Raw genomic sequence first — 15,763 nt, forward strand, 5'->3', positions numbered from 1 at the left:
GGGCCTCAGCCCTCCCGCACCAGCAGCGGGTGGTCCGAGGTGAAACCCGCCCGCTCGTACAGCGACACCGACCGCTCCGACGGGTTCAGCACCACCCGCGCAAAGCCGCGCTCGTCGGCGTGGGCCAGGGCGGCGTCCAGCAGCCTGCGACCGGTGCCGACGTCCCGGTGCGCCGGGAGCACGAACACGTTGCCGACGTAGCCCCAACGACCGGCGTCGAGCCCGGGCTCGGGCATCCGCTCGTGGACGAACATGAGCAGCATCCCGACACAGCGGTCGTCACGACTGGCCACCCAGGCACGCGAGCCACGTCCGAGCTGGTCGTCCAGCCACGCGGCGAACCGCAGGGGGAACCCCTCGTCGGCGTCCATCGGGATGCCGCGGCGCTCGTGGCGCCAGTGGCGGCGCAGCGTCGCCATCGCGGGCGCGTCGGCCCGCGTGGCCTCCCGGACGGTCACCTCGGCTGGCATGGGTCAGGAGGTACCGGCGATCGGCAGCAGCGTCCGGCCCGTGGGGCCGACCTGGATCTCGGTGTCCATCTGCGGGCACACGCCGCAGTCGAAGCACGGCGTCCAGCGGCAGTCCTCGACCTCGATCGCGCCGTCGGGCTCGAGCGCGTCCTGCCAGTCCTCCCAGAGCCAGTCGCGGTCCAGGCCGCTGTCGAGGTGGTCCCACGGGAGCACCTCGGCGTAGTCGCGCTCGCGGACGGTGTACCAGTCGAGGTCCACCGGCTCGCCCGCCAGCGCGACGTCGCAGGCGTCGGCCCAGCGGTCGTAGGAGAAGTGCTCGCTCCAGCCGTCCAGGCGCTGGCCGTTGCGCCAGGCGGTCTCGATGACGCGGCCGACGCGGCGGTCGCCGCGCGACAGCAGTCCCTCGATCGCCCCCGGCTTGCCGTCGTGGTAGCGGAACCCGATGGAGCGGCCGTACTTCTTGTCCGCCCGCACCGAGTCGCGCAGCTGCTGCAGCCGGGCGTCGGTGGTCTCGTGGTCGAGCTGGCTGGCCCACTGGAACGGGGTGTGCGGCTTGGGCACGAACCCGCCGATCGACACGGTGCAGCGGATGTCCTTGCGGCCCGACACCTCGCGACCCGTCTCGATGACGCGCCGCGCGAGCTCGCCGATCTGCATGACGTCCTCGTCCGTCTCGGTGGGCAGGCCGCACATGAAGTACAGCTTCACCTGGCGCCAGCCGTGCGAGTAGGCCGCGGCGACGGTCTGGATCAGGTCGTCCTCGGTGACCATCTTGTTGATCACCTTGCGCAGCCGCTCGCTGCCGCCCTCGGGCGCGAACGTCAGGCCCGAGCGGCGGCCGTTGCGGCTGAACTCGTTGGCGAGGGTGATGTTGAAGGCGTCGACGCGCGTGGACGGCAGCGACAGCGAGGTGTTGGTGCCCTCGTAGCGGTCACCCAGGCCCTTGGCGACCTCGGCGATCTCGGAGTGGTCGGCGCTCGACAGCGAGAGCAGGCCGACCTCCTCGAAGCCGGTCTTCTCCAGCCCGTTCTTCACCATCTCGCCGATGCCGGTGATGCTGCGCTCGCGCACCGGTCGGGTGATCATGCCGGCCTGGCAGAACCGGCAACCGCGCGTGCAGCCGCGGAAGATCTCCACCGAGAACCGCTCGTGCACCGTCTCGGCCAGCGGCACGAGCGGCGTCTTGGGGTACGGCCACGCGTCGAGGTCCATCAGGGTGTGCTTGACGACGCGCCACGGCACGCCCGGTCGGTTCGGCACCACGCGCTGGATGCGTCCGTCGGGCAGGTAGGTCACGTCGTAGAACTTGGGGACGTAGACGCCGCCCGACTTCGCCAGGCGCAGCAGCACCTCGTCGCGTCCGCCCGGGCAGCCCTCGTCCTTCCACTCGCGCACCACGTCGCTGATCGCCAGGACGATCTGCTCGCCGTCGCCGAGCACCGCGGCGTCGATGAAGTCCGAGACCGGCTCGGGGTTGAACGCGGCGTGCCCGCCCGCGACGACGATCGGGTCGTCGTCGGTGCGGTCCACGGCGTGCATCGGGATGCCTGCGAGGTCGAGCGCGGTGAGCAGGTTGGTGTAGCCGAGCTCGGTGGAGAAGGAGACGCCGAGCAGGTCGAACGCGCGGACGGGGCGGTGGCCGTCGACGGTGAACTGCGGGATGGCGTGCTCGCGCATCACCGCCTCCATGTCGGGGAAGACGGCGTAGGTGCGCTCGGCGAGCAGCCAGTCGCGCTCGTTGAGGATCTCGTAGAGGATCTGGACGCCCTGGTTGGGCAGGCCCACCTCGTACGCGTCGGGGTACATCAGGGCCCAGCGCACCTGCGCGGACCCCCACTGCTTGACCGTCGAGTTCAGCTCGCCGCCCACGTACTGGATCGGCTTGCCGACGCTCGGCAGCAGGGGCTCCAGCCTCGGGAACACCGAGGCGGGCTCGGGGGACGTCTCGATCGTGGCGATACCCATGCGCCCCAGGGTAGGTCGTCCCCGCCCGCACCCCGCAACGCCGGTCGTCGCTCCCGCACCTGGCGGTGGGTACGGCCCCAGGATCGGGCCGAAAGTGGGGGCATACCCACCGCTGGCCCGCAGCGGGCTCAGAAGCGGGAGCGCTGGACGCGCGACCGCACGACGGGTCCGCGACCGGCGGGACGGCCGGCCGCGTTGCGCCGGTGGACGCTGAGCAGCAGCCCGACGGCCATGAGCGTGGCGAACATCGACGTGCCGCCGTAGGAGACGAGCGGGAGCGGGACGCCGGTGACGGGCATGATGCCCAGGCACATGCCGATGTTCTGGAAGGCCTGGAAGCCGAACCAGCAGCAGACGCCGACGGCGGCGAGCTGACCGAACAGGTCGGTGGAGCGGCGCGCGATGAGCAGGGCGCGCCAGAGCACGACGCCCATCAGGACGATGATCGCGCCGGCGCCGAGCAGGCCGAGCTCCTCGCCCGCGACGGTGAAGACGAAGTCGGTGTGCTGCTCGGGGACGAACCCGGCCTGGGTCTGCGACCCGTGGAACAGGCCCTGGCCGGTGACGCCGCCGTTGCCGATGGCGATGCGGGCCTGGATCGTGTTGTAGCCCGCGCCGCGGGGATCGAGCGAGGTGTCGGTGAACGCCTGGAACCGCAGCAGCTGGTACTCCTTCAGCACCCCGGTGGCGATGGCGATCGCGATGACGGTGACGCCTCCCCCGACCAGGGCGAGCAGCCAGCGGCGTCGGGTGCCCGCCATCGACAGGACGCCGACGACGATCGCCGTCATCACCATCAGCGTGCCGAGGTCGGGCTGGCCCAGGATGAGCAGCGCCGGGACGGCGGCGATGCCGAGCACGGGCAGCAGGTCGGAGTCCTTCATGCCCGCCCGCAGGCCGCCCTCGGTGCGCTCGGCGAGCACGAGCGCCATGCCGCAGACCACGCCGAGCTTGGCGAACTCCGCCGGCTGCAGCGACAGGCCGCCGAGCAGCAGCCACGAGTGCGAGCCGTTGATGGTGGCGCCGACGCCAGGGATGAACACGCACAGCAGCCCGACGATCGAGCCGGTGTAGATGATCGGCGCCCACAGGCGCATCTGGCGGTGGTCGGTGCGGGCGACGAGCCAGCCGAGCACCGAGCCGATCGCGATGTTGACGGCGTGCCGGGCCAGGAACGCGGTGCCGTCGCCGCCGGTGAGGTCCTCGCGGGACTGGGTGGCCGACCACACCAGCAGCGACCCGATGGCGAGCAGCGCCGCCACGGAGCCGAGCAGCCACCAGTCGGTGGTGCCGGCCCACGACCGCAGGCCGCGACGGGCGCGCGGCGGCGCCGTGACGACGGCGCTCATCGCGCCGCTCCGGGGGCCTTGATGGAGCCGTCGGCGGCGAACGTCGGCAGGGCCGCGGGCGCCTTGGCGTCCGGCAGGAGCGCCTTGGACCTGTCGACCTTGCCGTCGGTGATGCCGTAGAGCTTCTCCCAGATCGCGCGGACGGAGTCGCCCGAGCTGCCCGAGCCGGTGCCGCCCTGCTCGATCATCATCACGACGACGTAGTTCTCGTCGTAGGTGGCCACCCAGCCGGTGGTCTGCTTGCCCTGCACCTCCGCGGTGCCGGTCTTGGCGCGGATCTGGACGTCGTCGAGCGGGAAGTCGCCGAACTTCCAGGCGATCGTGCCGCCCGGCTTGGCGGTGCCCTTGAGCGCGGTGTCGATGTACTTCAGCCGCTTCTTGCTGACCGGGACGCGGCCCTCGGCCTTGGGCTCGATCTCGCGGACCTTCGTGCCGTCCTGGCTGACGACGGCCTTGGCGGCGCGGGGCTCCCACAGCGTGCCGCCGTTGGCGAGCGCGCCGTAGGCGGTGGCCAGCTGGATGGGCGTGACCATGGTGTCGCCCTGGCCGATCGCGAAGTTCACGGCGTCGCCGGCCCGGTAGTACCAGCCCTCCGCGCAGAACTCCCTGGCGAACAGCCCGGCGAAGTCGCGCTTGGTCGACTTCTTGGCCTGCTTGCAGTAGTAGTCCTTGTTCTGCTCCCAGTACGACCGACGCCAGGTGCGGTCGGCGATCCGGCCCGACGCCTCACCGGGCAGGTCGATGCCCGTGGTGCTGCCGAAGCCGAACTTCTGGGCCATCGTCACGAGCGGGTCGGCGGCGTCGACGTCGGTGGGGTCGGCGCCGTGCTTGCGGTACTCGCCGTAGGCCACCCGGTAGAAGAAGGTGTTGCACGAGACCTGCAGGGCCTTGTCGAACCCGATCGAGCCGTACGCGCCGGACTCGAAGTTCTTGAACGAGCGGTTGCCCACCTGGAAGCTGCTCGAGCAGTTCAGCCGCGTCGAGGTCTTGTAGCCGTTCTCCAGCGCCCCGGCGGTCATGAACGGCTTGAACGTCGAGCCGGGCGCCAGCTGCGCCTGGGTGGGACGCGACAGCAGCGGCTCCCCTGCCTTGGTGGAGTACAGCCGCTTGAGCTGGGCGGCCGAGATGCCGCCGGCCCAGACGCCGGGGTCGTACGTCGGGTAGCTGGCCGAGGCGATCAGCCGCCCGGTCTTCGGGTCCAGGACGATGGCCGCGCCCGAGGACGCCTCGTAGTCGCGGCCGGTGATCTTGTCGCGGGTGCCGCGAGCCTTGAGGATCGACTTCTCGAGCTCGGACTCCACGACCGACTGCACCTTGGAGTCGATGCTGGTGACGACGGTGTCGCCGGGGGTGGGCGCGGTGGCCTCGCCCTCGCCGATGACCCGTCCGCCGGAGTCCACCTGCTTGCCGGTGGTGCCGGGCACGCCGCGCAGGATCGAGTCGTAGGAGCGCTCGAGGCCCGAGCGGCCGACGAGCGAGGACGCGTTCAGCGTGGTGTCGCGGTCCTTCAGCGCCTGGTCGTACTCGTCCTCGGTGACGCCGCTGACGTAGCCAAGGACGTGCGCGGCGTTGACGCCGTCGGGCCCGGGGTACGAGCGGACGTTGCGTTCCTCGGCCGCGACGGCCGGGAAGTCTTCGGCCCGCTCCTGGATGGACAGCGCGACGTCGTCGGGGACGTCCTGCGCGACCGGCACGGGCTCGTACGGCGAGCCGTTCCAGCACACCGGCGGCTCGGGCGCACCGTCCTCGCCGCAGAGCTTCGTGCGCTGCAGCAGCCCGTCGTAGGAGGTGTCGAGCACCCCGGCCAGGCGGGTGAGCACGGTACGCTGGTCGGCCTCGGGCTGCTGGCTGAGGGCCGAGCGGTCGATCGTCACGACCCACGACAGGCGGTTGGCCGCGAGCACGCGCCCCATGTCGTCGACGACGAGCCCGCGCTGCGGCTGGACGACGACGTCGCGCACCGCGTTGTCGGCGGCCTGCGCCTGGTAGGACTCGCCGCCGACCACCTGGAGGAACCACAGGCGTCCGAGCAGCGTGCAGAACAGCGCGAGCACCAGCACCTGGACGACGAGGAACCGCCCGCTGGTCAGCCGGCTCACCGTGCCCCCACCAGGGTGGGAAGGGCGCGACGACGCGGCTCGAACCGGTCGAGCAGGTGGGTGATCGGGCGCAGGAGCACCAGGCCGACCGCGACGTCGTAGGCCACCGCAACCGGCACCACGAGCAGCACCGCGGCCACCGAGACCCCGGGGTCGCCGAGCACCAGGCCCGACAGCGCGAAGATCGAGGTGCCGACGAAGGCGCAGGCGCCGACGAGCACGGCGGACGCGGGGACGGATCGGCGTGCGTCCTGACGCACCGACCCGGCGAGCCAGCCGACGACGACCAGCGCGAGCGCCCAACGTCCGAGGGTGTGGTCGGCGGGCGGGGCGGCGTCGAGCACGAGACCCGCGACGAGGCCGGTGGCGGCGCCGCTCTCGGGTCCGCGCACCAGGGCGACGGCGACGACGACGAGCAGCACGAGGTCGGGGACGACGCCGGCGAGCGACAGGTGCGGGAACAGCCCGACCTGGAGGGCGACGGCGGCCACCACGAGCAGCGTGACGACGAGCAGGCGGGACACCCTCACGTCAGTCCCCCTGCGCCTCGGTGGTGGTCGTGGCGGCGTTGCCGACCACGACGCCGACGACGTCGAGGGAGGAGAAGTCGACGTACGGCGCCACGGTGATGCTGCGCGTCTGCTGCCGCGGCGAGGACTCGACCTTCTCGACCCGGCCGACGGGCACGCCCGCGACGTAGGGCACGGCGTTCGGCGAGCCCCACGAGACGACGGAGTCGCCGACGGCCGGGGCCACCTGCGCGTCGACGGTGGTCAGCGTGAGACGACCAGCGCCGGCGAGCGAGCCGTCGCCGCGCAGGAAGCCGAGCTCGTTGTCCGAGCCCAGGCGTCCGCCGACGGTGGACCCCTTGTCGACGAGCAGCAGGACGGTGGCGTGCGTGGCGGTGGCCCGGAGCACGCGACCCACGAGCCCGTCGGCGTTGAGCACCGTCATGTCGCGGCGGACGCCGTCGGCGGTGCCCTTGTCGATGGTGGCGGTGCGCGAGAACGACTGCGCGCCGCCCATCCCGACGACGCGGGCCTGCACGGTCTGCAGCCCGCGGTCGGACGCGGACTTCGCGAGCCCGTCGTACTCGGCCAGGCGGTTGCGGTCGACGCCGGCGCGTCCGAGCTGGTCGCGCAGCTCGGCGTTCTCGGCCTCGAGCCGGGCGTTGCGGTCCTCGAGGGTGCCGCGGCCGGTGGCGAGGTCGCGCACCGCGCGGACGGGGGCCAGGACGCCGCTGGCGCCGCCCTCGGCCGGGCCGAGGACGCTGCCGGTGACGCGGCGGACCGGGTCGGAGACGACGCCCGGGCCGAGGCCGGCGTCGAGGCTGAGGACGGCGAGGGCCGCGAGCAGCAGCAGGATCAGGACGCGCGGGGACCGGCGGCCGTCGGGGTCGCGGGAGGGCACGGGCATCGCGTCACCGTCTCGCGTCGGCGGTCAGGACCTGGCGCAGCGCGTCGAACTCCTCGACGCACTTGCCGGCGCCGACGGCGACCGAGTGCAGCGGGTCGTCGGCGACGTGCACGGGCATCTGGGTCTCGTGGCGCAGGCGCTCGTCCAGGCCGCGGAGCAGGGCGCCGCCGCCGGTGAGGACGATGCCGCGGTCCATGATGTCGCCGGCCAGCTCGGGCGGCGTCTTGTCCAGGCAGGCGATCACCGCGTCGACGATGTCGTGGACGGGCTCCTCGAGGGCCTTGCGGACCTCGGCGCTGCCGAGGGTGACGGTGCGGGGCAGGCCGCTGACCATGTCGCGTCCGCGGACCTCGACGTCGGTCTCGTTCAGCAGCGGGAACGCCGAGCCGACGGCGATCTTGACCTCCTCGGCGGTGCGCTCGCCGAGCATGAGGGAGTGCTCCTTCTTGCACCAGGCGGTCACGGCGGCGTCGAGGTCGTCGCCCGCGGTGCGGATCGACAGGCTCGTGACGATGCCGCCGAGCGAGATCACGGCGACCTCGGTGGTGCCGCCGCCGACGTCGACCACCATGTTGCCGGTGGCCTCGTGGACCGGGAGGTCGGCGCCCAGGGCCGCGGCCATGGGCTCCTCGACGATGAACACCTGCCGGGCGCCGGCCTGGTAGCCGGCCTCGGTGACGGCCCGCTGCTCGACCGACGTGATGCCGCTGGGCACGCAGACGACGAGGCGGGGCTTGGCGAAGTAGCGACGGCGGTGCACCTGCTGGATGAACAGGCGCAGCATCTGCTCGGTGGACTCGAAATCGGCGATCACGCCGTCGCGCATGGGCCGGATGGCGGTGATGGCCTCGGGCGTGCGCCCGATCATCCGCTTGGCCTCGGAGCCCACGGCGAGGATCTCGCGTGTCTGGGCGTTGAGCGCGACGACGGACGGCTCGTTGAGCATGACGCCGCGGCCGCGCACGTACACCAGGGTGTTGGCGGTACCGAGGTCGACCGCCATGTCACGTCCGATGACGTGCCGTCCGGGGAAGGAGGACGACATGCAGACACGGTAAGCGGGTGCCGCCGTCCCACCCGGGTCCGACACGCAGCACAATGAGCCAATGACCACCGTGAACGGCGCCCAGGTCCACAAGCTCGTCATCGCGTGCGACGCGGGGATGGGCACCAGCGTCATGCTGGCCAGCGCCCTGCGCGGCGAGTTCGCGGGCACCGACGTGAACGTGGAGCACACCACCGTGACGTCGATCCCGCAGGACGCCGACCTCGTGCTGTGCCACGACTCGATCGCCGAGCGCGCCCGCGGCAACACCCCGGGCGTGCCCGTGGTGGGCTTCCGCGACTTCCTCGGCGACCCGCTCGTCCAGCGCGTCGTCGACGCGATCAAGGACCACCGCGACATCGAGGGCTGACCCGTGGACGTGCCCGCCGGCCTGCTGACCGCCGACGCCGTCCGCCTCGACGTCGAGCTCGCCGACCGCGAGGAGGCGATCCGCTACGCGGGCCGCCTGCTCGTCGAGGTCGGCGCGGTGCCCGACGCGTACGTCGGGTCGATGCTGCAGCGCGAGCGCACCACGACCACCAACCTCGGCCGCGGGTTCGCCATCCCCCACGGCAGCGAGGGCTCGCAGGCGCTGGTGCTGCGCGACGCCCTGTGCGTCGTCCGTCTCGCCCGCCCGGTGCCCTGGGGCGCGTCCGAGGTGGACGTCGCCGTCGGCATCGCCGCCCAGGGCGACGCCCACGCCCCTGCCCTGGGCCGTCTGGCCCGCCTGATCAACGACCCGGCGCAGTCGGCCGCCCTCCGCGCCGAGACCGACCCCGAGGCCGTCGTCCGCCTGCTGGTGGGCTGACGGGCTACGAGGCCAGCGCCTCCTCGGCCGCGGCGCGCGCGGCCAGGGGGTCGGACGCCGCCAGCGCCGCCTCGGCGGCGGACTGGCACTGGGCGAGGGTGTGACGCTCGAGCCGGGCACCGACGGCGGGTGCCGCGGTGCTGGCCGACGACAGCGACGTGACGCCGAGGCCCGTCAGGACGCAGCCGAGCAGCGGGTCGGCCGCGGCCTCGCCGCACACGCCGACGGGCTTGCCCGCCAGCTGTCCGGCGCGGGCCACCTGCGCGACGAGCGCGAGGAGGGCGGGCTGCCAGGGGTCGGTGAGGTCGGCGAGCGTGGGCGCCATCCGGTCGGCGGCCATCGTGTACTGGCTGAGGTCGTTGGTGCCGATCGAGACGAAGTCGAGGTGGGTGAGCAGCCGGTCGGCCAGCAGCGCAGCGGCGGGCACCTCGATCATCGCGCCGGGCACCAGGCCGCGGGCGCGCACGCGCTCGGCGAACCACTTGGCCTCCGCCTCGGTGGCGACCATGGGCGCCATCACCCAGACGGTGCCGGACGACGTCGCGGCGGCCTGGGCGATCGCGTCGAGCTGGCGGTCGAGCATGTCGGGGTCCTTGAGCCCGATGCGCAGGCCGCGGACGCCGAGCGCCGGGTTGGGCTCGTCGGCGATCGTGGCGAACGCGAGCGGCTTGTCCGAGCCGGCGTCGAGCGTGCGGACGACGACCTTGCGCTCCCCCATGGCCTCGAGCACCTCGCCGTAGATCGCGGCCTGCTCGTCGACGGTGGGCTCGCTCTCGCGGTCCAGGAAGCACAGCTCGGTGCGGAACAGCCCGACGCCCTGCACCGGCGTGCCGGACGCCTTGCGCGCCCCGTTGCCGTCCTGGACGTTGGCGAGCACCTCGACGGCGTGACCGTCGGACGTGGCGCCGGGTCCGGTCCAGCCGGCCGCGGCCTCGGCGACGGCGCGGGCGGCGTCGGTGCGCTCCTGCACCATGTCGGCGGGCGGGTCGACGACGACCTCGCCGGTGGAGCCGTCGACGAGCACCGACGAGCCGTCCGCGAGGTCGTCCAGGCCCTGGACGGCGACGACGCAGGCGATGCCGAGCTGGCGGGCGATGATCGCGGTGTGGCTGGTGGCGCCGCCGAGCGAGGTCGCGATCGCGACGATGCGGGCCGGGTCGAGGCCGGCGGTGTCGGCGGGCGCCAGGTCGTCGGCGCACAGCACCGACGGCTCGTCCGGCGTGGGGATGCCGGGCTCGGGCTGCCCGGTGAGCTCGGCGACCACGCGGTCGCGGACGTCGCGCAGGTCGGTGACGCGCTCGGCCATCACGCCGCCGGCGGCCATGAACATGGCGCTGAGCTCCTCGATCGCGCCCGCGGTGGCGGTGGCGGGACCCTGCCCCTCAGCCAGGCGCTTGGAGACGAACGTGGCCAGGCCGCGGTCGCGGGCCAGCGCCGCGGTGGCCATCAGCACCTCCGAGGCCGATCCCGTCGCGCTCTGCCCACGCGCCGACAGCCGGTCGGCGACGGTGGCCGCGGCCTCGGCGAACAGGCGCTCGCCCTCCTCGGTCGACGACGCCGCCGCCTCGTCCGCAGGGACCTCGGGACGCGGCGCGGGACGGACCACCGGGCCGGCACCGATGCCGGGGACGACGGCGGTGCCGCGGAAGACGGTCAGGGACTCGGGCACGGGGTCTCCTCCTCGATCGGACCTGGGACCAGGCCTGGGGTCAGTCTGTGACCCACCTCACCGCGAGGGCTCGGCGAGGGTTGACGATACACCGATTCGGGCGTAAAACAATACTCGATCGTGGGGAAAACCACAGATAGCCACGCAATCGCACAAGCGGGACATGGACGAGGGGAGACGCCGATGTACGCCGCCGAACGCCACGAGCGCCTTGCCGAGCTGCTGCGCGAGGACGGGCGCCTCGCGGTCGCCGACGTCGCGGAGATGTTCGGCGTCTCCGGCGAGACCGTGCGCCGTGACCTCGCCGTGCTCGAGCGGCACGGGATCGCCCGCCGGGTGCACGGCGGCGCCGTGGCCGCCCACGGCCTGCGGGTCGTCGAGCCGGGACTCGGCCAGCGCAACGCGTCGCGCATCGACGCCAAGAACCGGATCGCCGAGGCGGCCCTGGCGTTCCTGCCGCCCGCGCAGGGGAGCATCGCCCTCGACGCCGGCACCACCGTGAGTCAGCTGGCCGACCGCATCCCCACCGACCGCGACCTCACCGTCGTCACCCACGCCGTGCCGATCGCCGCCAAGCTGACCGGCGCGCCCGGCATCGTCCTGCACGTGCTGGGCGGCCGGGTGCGCGGCGTGACGGCCGCCTCCGTCGGGTCGGGCACCGTCGCGGCGATCGAGCGCCTGCAGGTCGACGTCGCCTTCATGGGCACGAACGCGCTGTCGCCGGAGCACGGCCTGAGCACCCCCGACGGCGACGAGGCCGCGGTCAAGACCGCCCTCGTGCGCTGCGCCCGCCACGTCGTCGTGCTCGCCGACTCGGGCAAGCTCGACGTCGACCACCTCTTCCGATTCGCCGCGGTGGAGGACGTCGACGTCCTGGTCACCGACCGGGACGCCGATCCCGCCCACGTACGAGTCTTCGAGGACAAGGGGATCGAGGTCGTGCTCGCATGATCGTCACGCTCACGCCCAACCCGAGCATCGACCGCACGGTCGTGCTGGCCGGGCCCCTCGAGCGCGGGGAGGTGCAGCGCTGCTCCGACACCTTCGACCACCCCGGTGGCAAGGGCGTCAACGTCGCGGGCGTCGTCCACCACGGGGGCGAGCGCGCGCTCGCGGTCCTGCCGGGCGACGACGCCGACCCGTTCGTGGCGCTCCTGCGCGGCACCGGGCTCCCCCACCGCACCGTTCCGGTGGGCGGCACGGTGCGCGTCAACCTCACGGTGAGCGAGCCGTCCGGCGTCACCACCAAGATCAACGCCGCCGGGCCGCTGATCGACGAGGACCTGCGCGCCACCCTCGCCGAGGAGGTGGCCGCGAGCGCGAGCGACGCCCGCTGGGTGGTGCTGTGCGGCTCGCTGCCGCCCGGCGTCCCCGACAGCTGGTACGCCGAGCTCGTCGCCCGGTTGTCCCGGCCCGGTCTGCAGGTGGCCGTCGACACCTCCGGCGCGGCGCTGGCCGCCACCCTCGACACCGACGGCCCGCTGCCGGCCCTGGTCAAGCCCAACGGTGAGGAGCTCGCGTCCGTCGCGGGCGGCGACGCCGAGGAGATCGAGGCCGACCCGCGCGCCGGCGTCGAGGCCGCCCGTCGGCTGCTCGCGCGCGGGGTCGGGCGCGTGCTGCTCACCCAGGGCGGCCACGGAGCCGTCCTGGTCACGCCCGAGGGGGCCTGGCGAGCACCGGTCCCCCGCATCACCCCGATCAGCACCGTGGGTGCGGGCGACTCCGCGCTCGCCGGCTACCTGCTCGGCGACCTGCGGGGGCTGTCCGAGCCCGACCGGCTGGCGCTCGCGGTGGCCTACGGCAGCGCCGCCGCGTCCCTGCCCGGCTCGCAGACCCCGACCCCCCGCGACCTGCCCGAGCGGACCGTCGCGGAGGCCGTCGAGGGTGCGGCGCCGTCCGCCTCCTGATGCAGTACGTTCGTCAGCACCGCACCCGCCGCACACCCTGAGGATGGACCCATGCCGAGCAAGACCGTGACCGTCGGATCCTCGGTCGGGCTGCACGCCCGTCCGGCCGCCCTCATCGCGCAGGCCGCCGCCGCCGGCGCCACCCCGGTGACGCTCGCGACCGCCGGCGGCACCCCCGTCGACGCCGGCTCGGCGCTGATGATCATGACCCTCGGCGCCAAGCAGGGCGACGAGGTCACCGTCGACGGCGCCGACCAGGCCCTCGTCGACTCCGTCGCCGACCTGGTCGCCCAGGACCTCGACGCCTGACCCTCTCCCCTCCCCGGATCGCCGAGTGGCGCAAAATCGGGGTCGACACGCGCGATCCGGCCCGAGTTTGCGCCGCTGGGGTCGGGTTCTGCGCCACTCGGCGCACCGTGGCCGCGACGAGAGGCCCCGACGGTGAGCGGTAACGCCGTCGGGTTCCTCGTCCTGGCGACCGCGCTCGTCGCTGTGGTCGCCCTGTTCGTCGTGCTGTCGCGCCTCCGGAGCGACGACCTCGTCGCCGCACTGCGATCGGGACAAGTGCCAGAAGGCCTCACCTACGTCGAGCTCGACGAGCTCGCCGAGTCGCTCCTGAACCTCCGGGAGAGCGCCTCGGTCATCCTCACGCGCGGCCTCTACCCGAGCGTGGTCCTCGCCGTCGCCGGGGCCCTGGCCGCGATCGCCCTGCGCTCGTGGGCGTACGCCGCCGGCGCCGCGGGGCTCGCCCTGCTGGCCGTCGCACTGTGGTGGGCGTACCGACGACGCACGTCCCGCCTGGACGAGCTGCTGCTCCAGGTGGACGAACGACTCGCCGACCCTCGCGAGGCCTGACCGCGCCCGACCGACGCCGACTGGCGCAAGAATCGACCCGAGTGGCGCAAAGTCGGGCCGGATCGCGCGTGTCGACCCCGAACTTGCGCCACTCGGCGGTCAGGGGCGGAGGGTCAGGCGCTGAGGGCGGGGAACCAGAGGGAGATCTCGCGGGCGGCGGACTCGGGAGAGTCCGAGCCGTGGACGAGGTTCTCGCGGTTGGACAGCGAGAGGTCGCCGCGGATGGAGCCGGGGGCGGCCTTGCGGCCGTCGGTGGCGCCGTTGAGGGCGCGGACGGCCTCGATCGCCTCGTCGCCCTCGAGGACGAGGGCCACGAGCGGGCCGGAGGTGACGAACGCGCGCAGCGGCGGGTAGAAGTCGCGCTCGACGTGCTCGGCGTAGTGGGCGTCGGCCTGGGCGGCGTCGATGGTGCGCTGCTCGAGGGCAACGAGCATCAGGCCCTTGGCCTCGTAGCGGGACAGCAGCTCACCGACCAGACCGCGGCGGACGGCGTCGGGCTTGAGCAGGACCAGGGTGCGTTCGGACATGGCCCGAACCCTATCCGGACCCCTCGGCCTCGGCCGCCCAGCGGGCCCGGTCGGTCTCGATCCGGCGCCCGATCAGGTAGGCGGCGACCCACAGGCCGCCGAACATGGCGCCGACGAAGAACATGGCCGGGACCAGGAAGCCCATGGCGATCGCGCCCACCTGCACCAGGTGGCCGACGACGTAGCCGCCGGGCCGCCGCAGCATCCCGGCCGCGAGGATCGCGACGACGGCCAGCCCGAGCCCGACGGTCAGCGCCACCGGCACGGACACGTCCTCGACGGCGATCATCACGGGGGTCGCGAGCGCGATGACGATCGCCTCGAAGCCCAGCGTGGCGGCGCACAGACGTGCCCTCATCAGGTGTCCTCGGCCTCGGGGTCGCCGTGCAGCCCGAGCATCGCGCGCGCCTCGCCGACCGTCACGACCGATCCGGTGACGAGCACGCCGCCGGTGCCCATGGCATCGGCCTGCGGGTCGCCCTCCTCGGCGAGCTGGACGGCGACGGCGATCGCGTCGGACAGGTGACGGACCAGGTGCACGCGCTCGGAGCCGAAGATGCCCTCGGCGATGTCGGCCAGCTCGGCGGCGGACATCGAGCGGTCCGAGCCGTTCTGGGTGCAGACCACCTGCCCCATCACGGGCTCCATGACGTGGAGGATCTCGTCGACCTCCTTGTCGGCCATGACGGCCACGACGCCCACCAGCGGGCTGAAGGAGAACTCCTCCTGCACCGCGTTCATGGTGGCCTCGGCGCCCGCGGGGTTGTGCGCGGCGTCGAGCAGGACGGTGGGGCTGCGGCGCGCCACCTCGAGACGGCCCGGCGACGTGACGCGGGCGAACGCCTCGCGGACGAGGTCGGAGTCCAGCTCCTCCCCGCCGACGAACGACTCGACGGCCGCGAGCGCGACCGCCGCGTTCTGCGCCTGGTGGGCGCCGTGCAGCGGCAGCAGGATGTCGGAGTGCGTGGTGCCGAGGCCCTGGAGCGTCAGCACCTGCCCGCCCACGGCGACGAGACGGTCGGCGACCCCGAAGTCGACGCCCTCGCGGACGGCGGTGGCCCCGACCTCGGCGATCCGCTGGCCGAGCACCTCGGCCGCCTCGGGGTCCTGCACCGCGAGCACGGCCGCGGCGCCGGGCTTGATGATGCCGGCCTTCTCGCGGGCGATGTCGGTGAGCGTGTCGCCGAGGTAGGCCGCGTGGTCCAGCCCGATCGGGGTGACGACGGCGACGCGTCCGTCGGCGACGTTGGTGGCGTCCCACGTGCCGCCCATGCCCACCTCGACGACGGCGGCGTCGACGGGCGCGTCGGCGAACGCCGCGTACGCCATCGCGACCATCGTCTCGAAGAACGACAGCGGGTGCGGCTGGGAGTCGTCGACGACCCGCGCGTACGCGGCGACGTCGGAGAACGCGTCGACGAACAGCTCCTCGCTCAGCGGCAGCCCGTCCAGGCTGATCCGCTCGGTCATCGACGTCAGGTGCGGGCTGGTGAAGCGACCCGTGCGCAGCCCGAGGGTGCGCAGCAGCGAGTCGACCATCCGGGCGACGGAGGTCTTGCCGTTCGTCCCGGTGACGTGGACGACGGGGTAGGCGGCCTGCGGGTCGCCCATCAGGTGGCACAGGGCGCGGATGCGGTCGAGCGAGGGCTCGAG

17 protein-coding genes are annotated in these 15,763 nt (G+C 73.4%); 6 read left to right on the forward strand and 11 right to left on the reverse strand.

The features are described from left to right. Window positions 1-5 precede the first annotated feature (5 nt). The 7 genes from ACI6PP_RS04545 to ACI6PP_RS04575 all read right to left on the reverse strand — a co-directional run bounded on the left by ACI6PP_RS04545 (window position 6) and on the right by ACI6PP_RS04575 (window position 8,344). A complete protein-coding gene (locus ACI6PP_RS04545; RefSeq protein WP_421109490.1) occupies window positions 6-470 on the reverse strand; it encodes a GNAT family N-acetyltransferase in 465 nt (154 codons plus the stop codon). Between the two features lie 3 nt (window positions 471-473). Further along, window positions 474-2,435, reverse strand: coding sequence for a TIGR03960 family B12-binding radical SAM protein (locus ACI6PP_RS04550; protein WP_421109491.1), 1,962 nt, complete (start codon window positions 2,433-2,435; stop codon window positions 474-476). A gap of 128 nt (window positions 2,436-2,563) precedes the next feature. Then, the gene (gene rodA, locus ACI6PP_RS04555; protein ID WP_421109493.1) at window positions 2,564-3,784 is read right to left on the reverse strand and encodes a rod shape-determining protein RodA; all 1,221 of its coding nucleotides are present in this window, start codon (window positions 3,782-3,784) and stop codon (window positions 2,564-2,566) included. Further along, on the reverse strand, window positions 3,781-5,883 hold the full coding sequence (mrdA, locus tag ACI6PP_RS04560) for a penicillin-binding protein 2 (RefSeq protein WP_421109494.1): 2,103 nt from the start codon (window positions 5,881-5,883) through the stop codon (window positions 3,781-3,783). Before mrdA ends, rodA begins: the two co-directional genes overlap by 4 nt. Continuing rightward, on the reverse strand, window positions 5,880-6,413 hold the full coding sequence (gene mreD, locus ACI6PP_RS04565; protein WP_421109496.1) for a rod shape-determining protein MreD: 534 nt from the start codon (window positions 6,411-6,413) through the stop codon (window positions 5,880-5,882). Before mreD ends, mrdA begins: the two co-directional genes overlap by 4 nt. Before the next feature lies 1 nt (window position 6,414). Beyond that, window positions 6,415-7,299: a rod shape-determining protein MreC gene (gene mreC, locus ACI6PP_RS04570; protein WP_421109498.1), complete on the reverse strand. Its 885-nt coding sequence runs from the start codon at window positions 7,297-7,299 to the stop codon at window positions 6,415-6,417. 4 nt (window positions 7,300-7,303) lie between these two features. Next, window positions 7,304-8,344 carry a rod shape-determining protein gene (locus ACI6PP_RS04575; RefSeq protein ID WP_421109500.1) on the reverse strand — a complete coding sequence of 347 codons (1,041 nt, stop codon included), beginning with the start codon at window positions 8,342-8,344 and terminating at the stop codon, window positions 7,304-7,306. A gap of 61 nt (window positions 8,345-8,405) precedes the next feature. Between ACI6PP_RS04575 and ACI6PP_RS04580 the strand changes: the two genes are divergently transcribed. Both ACI6PP_RS04580 and ACI6PP_RS04585 read left to right on the forward strand, forming a co-directional pair. After that, entirely contained in the window at window positions 8,406-8,714 is a 309-nt protein-coding gene (locus ACI6PP_RS04580) for a PTS sugar transporter subunit IIBC family protein (RefSeq protein ID WP_421109501.1), read from the forward strand. Between the two features lie 3 nt (window positions 8,715-8,717). Next, complete coding sequence (locus tag ACI6PP_RS04585; RefSeq protein ID WP_421109502.1) at window positions 8,718-9,152, forward strand: PTS mannitol transporter subunit IIA; 435 nt, start codon at window positions 8,718-8,720, stop codon at window positions 9,150-9,152. 4 nt (window positions 9,153-9,156) lie between these two features. Here the strand turns inward: ACI6PP_RS04585 and ACI6PP_RS04590 are convergent, their stop codons facing one another. Beyond that, window positions 9,157-10,821 carry a phosphoenolpyruvate--protein phosphotransferase gene (locus ACI6PP_RS04590; protein WP_421109504.1) on the reverse strand — a complete coding sequence of 555 codons (1,665 nt, stop codon included), beginning with the start codon at window positions 10,819-10,821 and terminating at the stop codon, window positions 9,157-9,159. Window positions 10,822-11,004: 183 nt separating this feature from the next. On the opposite strand from ACI6PP_RS04590, the gene ACI6PP_RS04595 reads away from it, so the two are divergent. The 4 genes from ACI6PP_RS04595 to ACI6PP_RS04610 all read left to right on the forward strand — a co-directional run bounded on the left by ACI6PP_RS04595 (window position 11,005) and on the right by ACI6PP_RS04610 (window position 13,583). After that, on the forward strand, window positions 11,005-11,772 hold the full coding sequence (locus ACI6PP_RS04595) for a DeoR/GlpR family DNA-binding transcription regulator (RefSeq protein WP_421109506.1): 768 nt from the start codon (window positions 11,005-11,007) through the stop codon (window positions 11,770-11,772). After that, a complete protein-coding gene (locus ACI6PP_RS04600; RefSeq protein ID WP_421109508.1) occupies window positions 11,769-12,728 on the forward strand; it encodes a 1-phosphofructokinase family hexose kinase in 960 nt (319 codons plus the stop codon). The genes ACI6PP_RS04595 and ACI6PP_RS04600 overlap by 4 nt, the downstream gene beginning before the upstream one ends. A 51-nt stretch (window positions 12,729-12,779) precedes the next feature. Next, a complete protein-coding gene (locus tag ACI6PP_RS04605; protein ID WP_421109510.1) occupies window positions 12,780-13,037 on the forward strand; it encodes an HPr family phosphocarrier protein in 258 nt (85 codons plus the stop codon). A gap of 132 nt (window positions 13,038-13,169) precedes the next feature. Further along, a complete protein-coding gene (locus ACI6PP_RS04610; RefSeq protein WP_421109512.1) occupies window positions 13,170-13,583 on the forward strand; it encodes a hypothetical protein in 414 nt (137 codons plus the stop codon). Between the two features lie 113 nt (window positions 13,584-13,696). Here ACI6PP_RS04610 and ndk read toward each other — a convergent pair whose 3' ends face one another. From ndk to ACI6PP_RS04625, 3 genes are all read right to left on the reverse strand, one after another. Further along, on the reverse strand, window positions 13,697-14,110 hold the full coding sequence (ndk, locus tag ACI6PP_RS04615) for a nucleoside-diphosphate kinase (protein WP_421109513.1): 414 nt from the start codon (window positions 14,108-14,110) through the stop codon (window positions 13,697-13,699). A 10-nt stretch (window positions 14,111-14,120) separates the two neighbouring features. Further along, the gene (locus ACI6PP_RS04620) at window positions 14,121-14,468 is read right to left on the reverse strand and encodes a DUF4233 domain-containing protein (protein ID WP_421109515.1); all 348 of its coding nucleotides are present in this window, start codon (window positions 14,466-14,468) and stop codon (window positions 14,121-14,123) included. Beyond that, window positions 14,468-15,763 (reverse strand): bifunctional folylpolyglutamate synthase/dihydrofolate synthase (locus ACI6PP_RS04625; protein WP_421109516.1); only part of this gene is annotated, 1,296 nt, incomplete at its 5' end. The genes ACI6PP_RS04620 and ACI6PP_RS04625, both read right to left, overlap by 1 nt.

Origin of the sequence: Solicola agrisoli, assembly GCF_049059935.1 — a bacterium.
Lineage (GTDB): Bacteria > Actinomycetota > Actinomycetes > Propionibacteriales > Nocardioidaceae > JAURVT01.

Coding starts and splice junctions, on each gene's coding strand:
- ACI6PP_RS04545 (WP_421109490.1), bottom strand. CDS start 470: ATGCCAGCCGAGGTGACCGTCCGGGAGGCCACGCGGGCCGACGCGCCC.
- ACI6PP_RS04550 (WP_421109491.1), bottom strand. CDS start 2,435: ATGGGTATCGCCACGATCGAGACGTCCCCCGAGCCCGCCTCGGTGTTC.
- rodA (WP_421109493.1), bottom strand. CDS start 3,784: ATGAGCGCCGTCGTCACGGCGCCGCCGCGCGCCCGTCGCGGCCTGCGG.
- mreC (WP_421109498.1), bottom strand. CDS start 7,299: ATGCCCGTGCCCTCCCGCGACCCCGACGGCCGCCGGTCCCCGCGCGTC.
- ACI6PP_RS04575 (WP_421109500.1), bottom strand. CDS start 8,344: ATGTCGTCCTCCTTCCCCGGACGGCACGTCATCGGACGTGACATGGCG.
- ACI6PP_RS04580 (WP_421109501.1), top strand. CDS start 8,406: ATGACCACCGTGAACGGCGCCCAGGTCCACAAGCTCGTCATCGCGTGC.
- ACI6PP_RS04595 (WP_421109506.1), top strand. CDS start 11,005: ATGTACGCCGCCGAACGCCACGAGCGCCTTGCCGAGCTGCTGCGCGAG.
- ACI6PP_RS04600 (WP_421109508.1), top strand. CDS start 11,769: ATGATCGTCACGCTCACGCCCAACCCGAGCATCGACCGCACGGTCGTG.
- ACI6PP_RS04605 (WP_421109510.1), top strand. CDS start 12,780: ATGCCGAGCAAGACCGTGACCGTCGGATCCTCGGTCGGGCTGCACGCC.
- ndk (WP_421109513.1), bottom strand. CDS start 14,110: ATGTCCGAACGCACCCTGGTCCTGCTCAAGCCCGACGCCGTCCGCCGC.
- ACI6PP_RS04620 (WP_421109515.1), bottom strand. CDS start 14,468: ATGAGGGCACGTCTGTGCGCCGCCACGCTGGGCTTCGAGGCGATCGTC.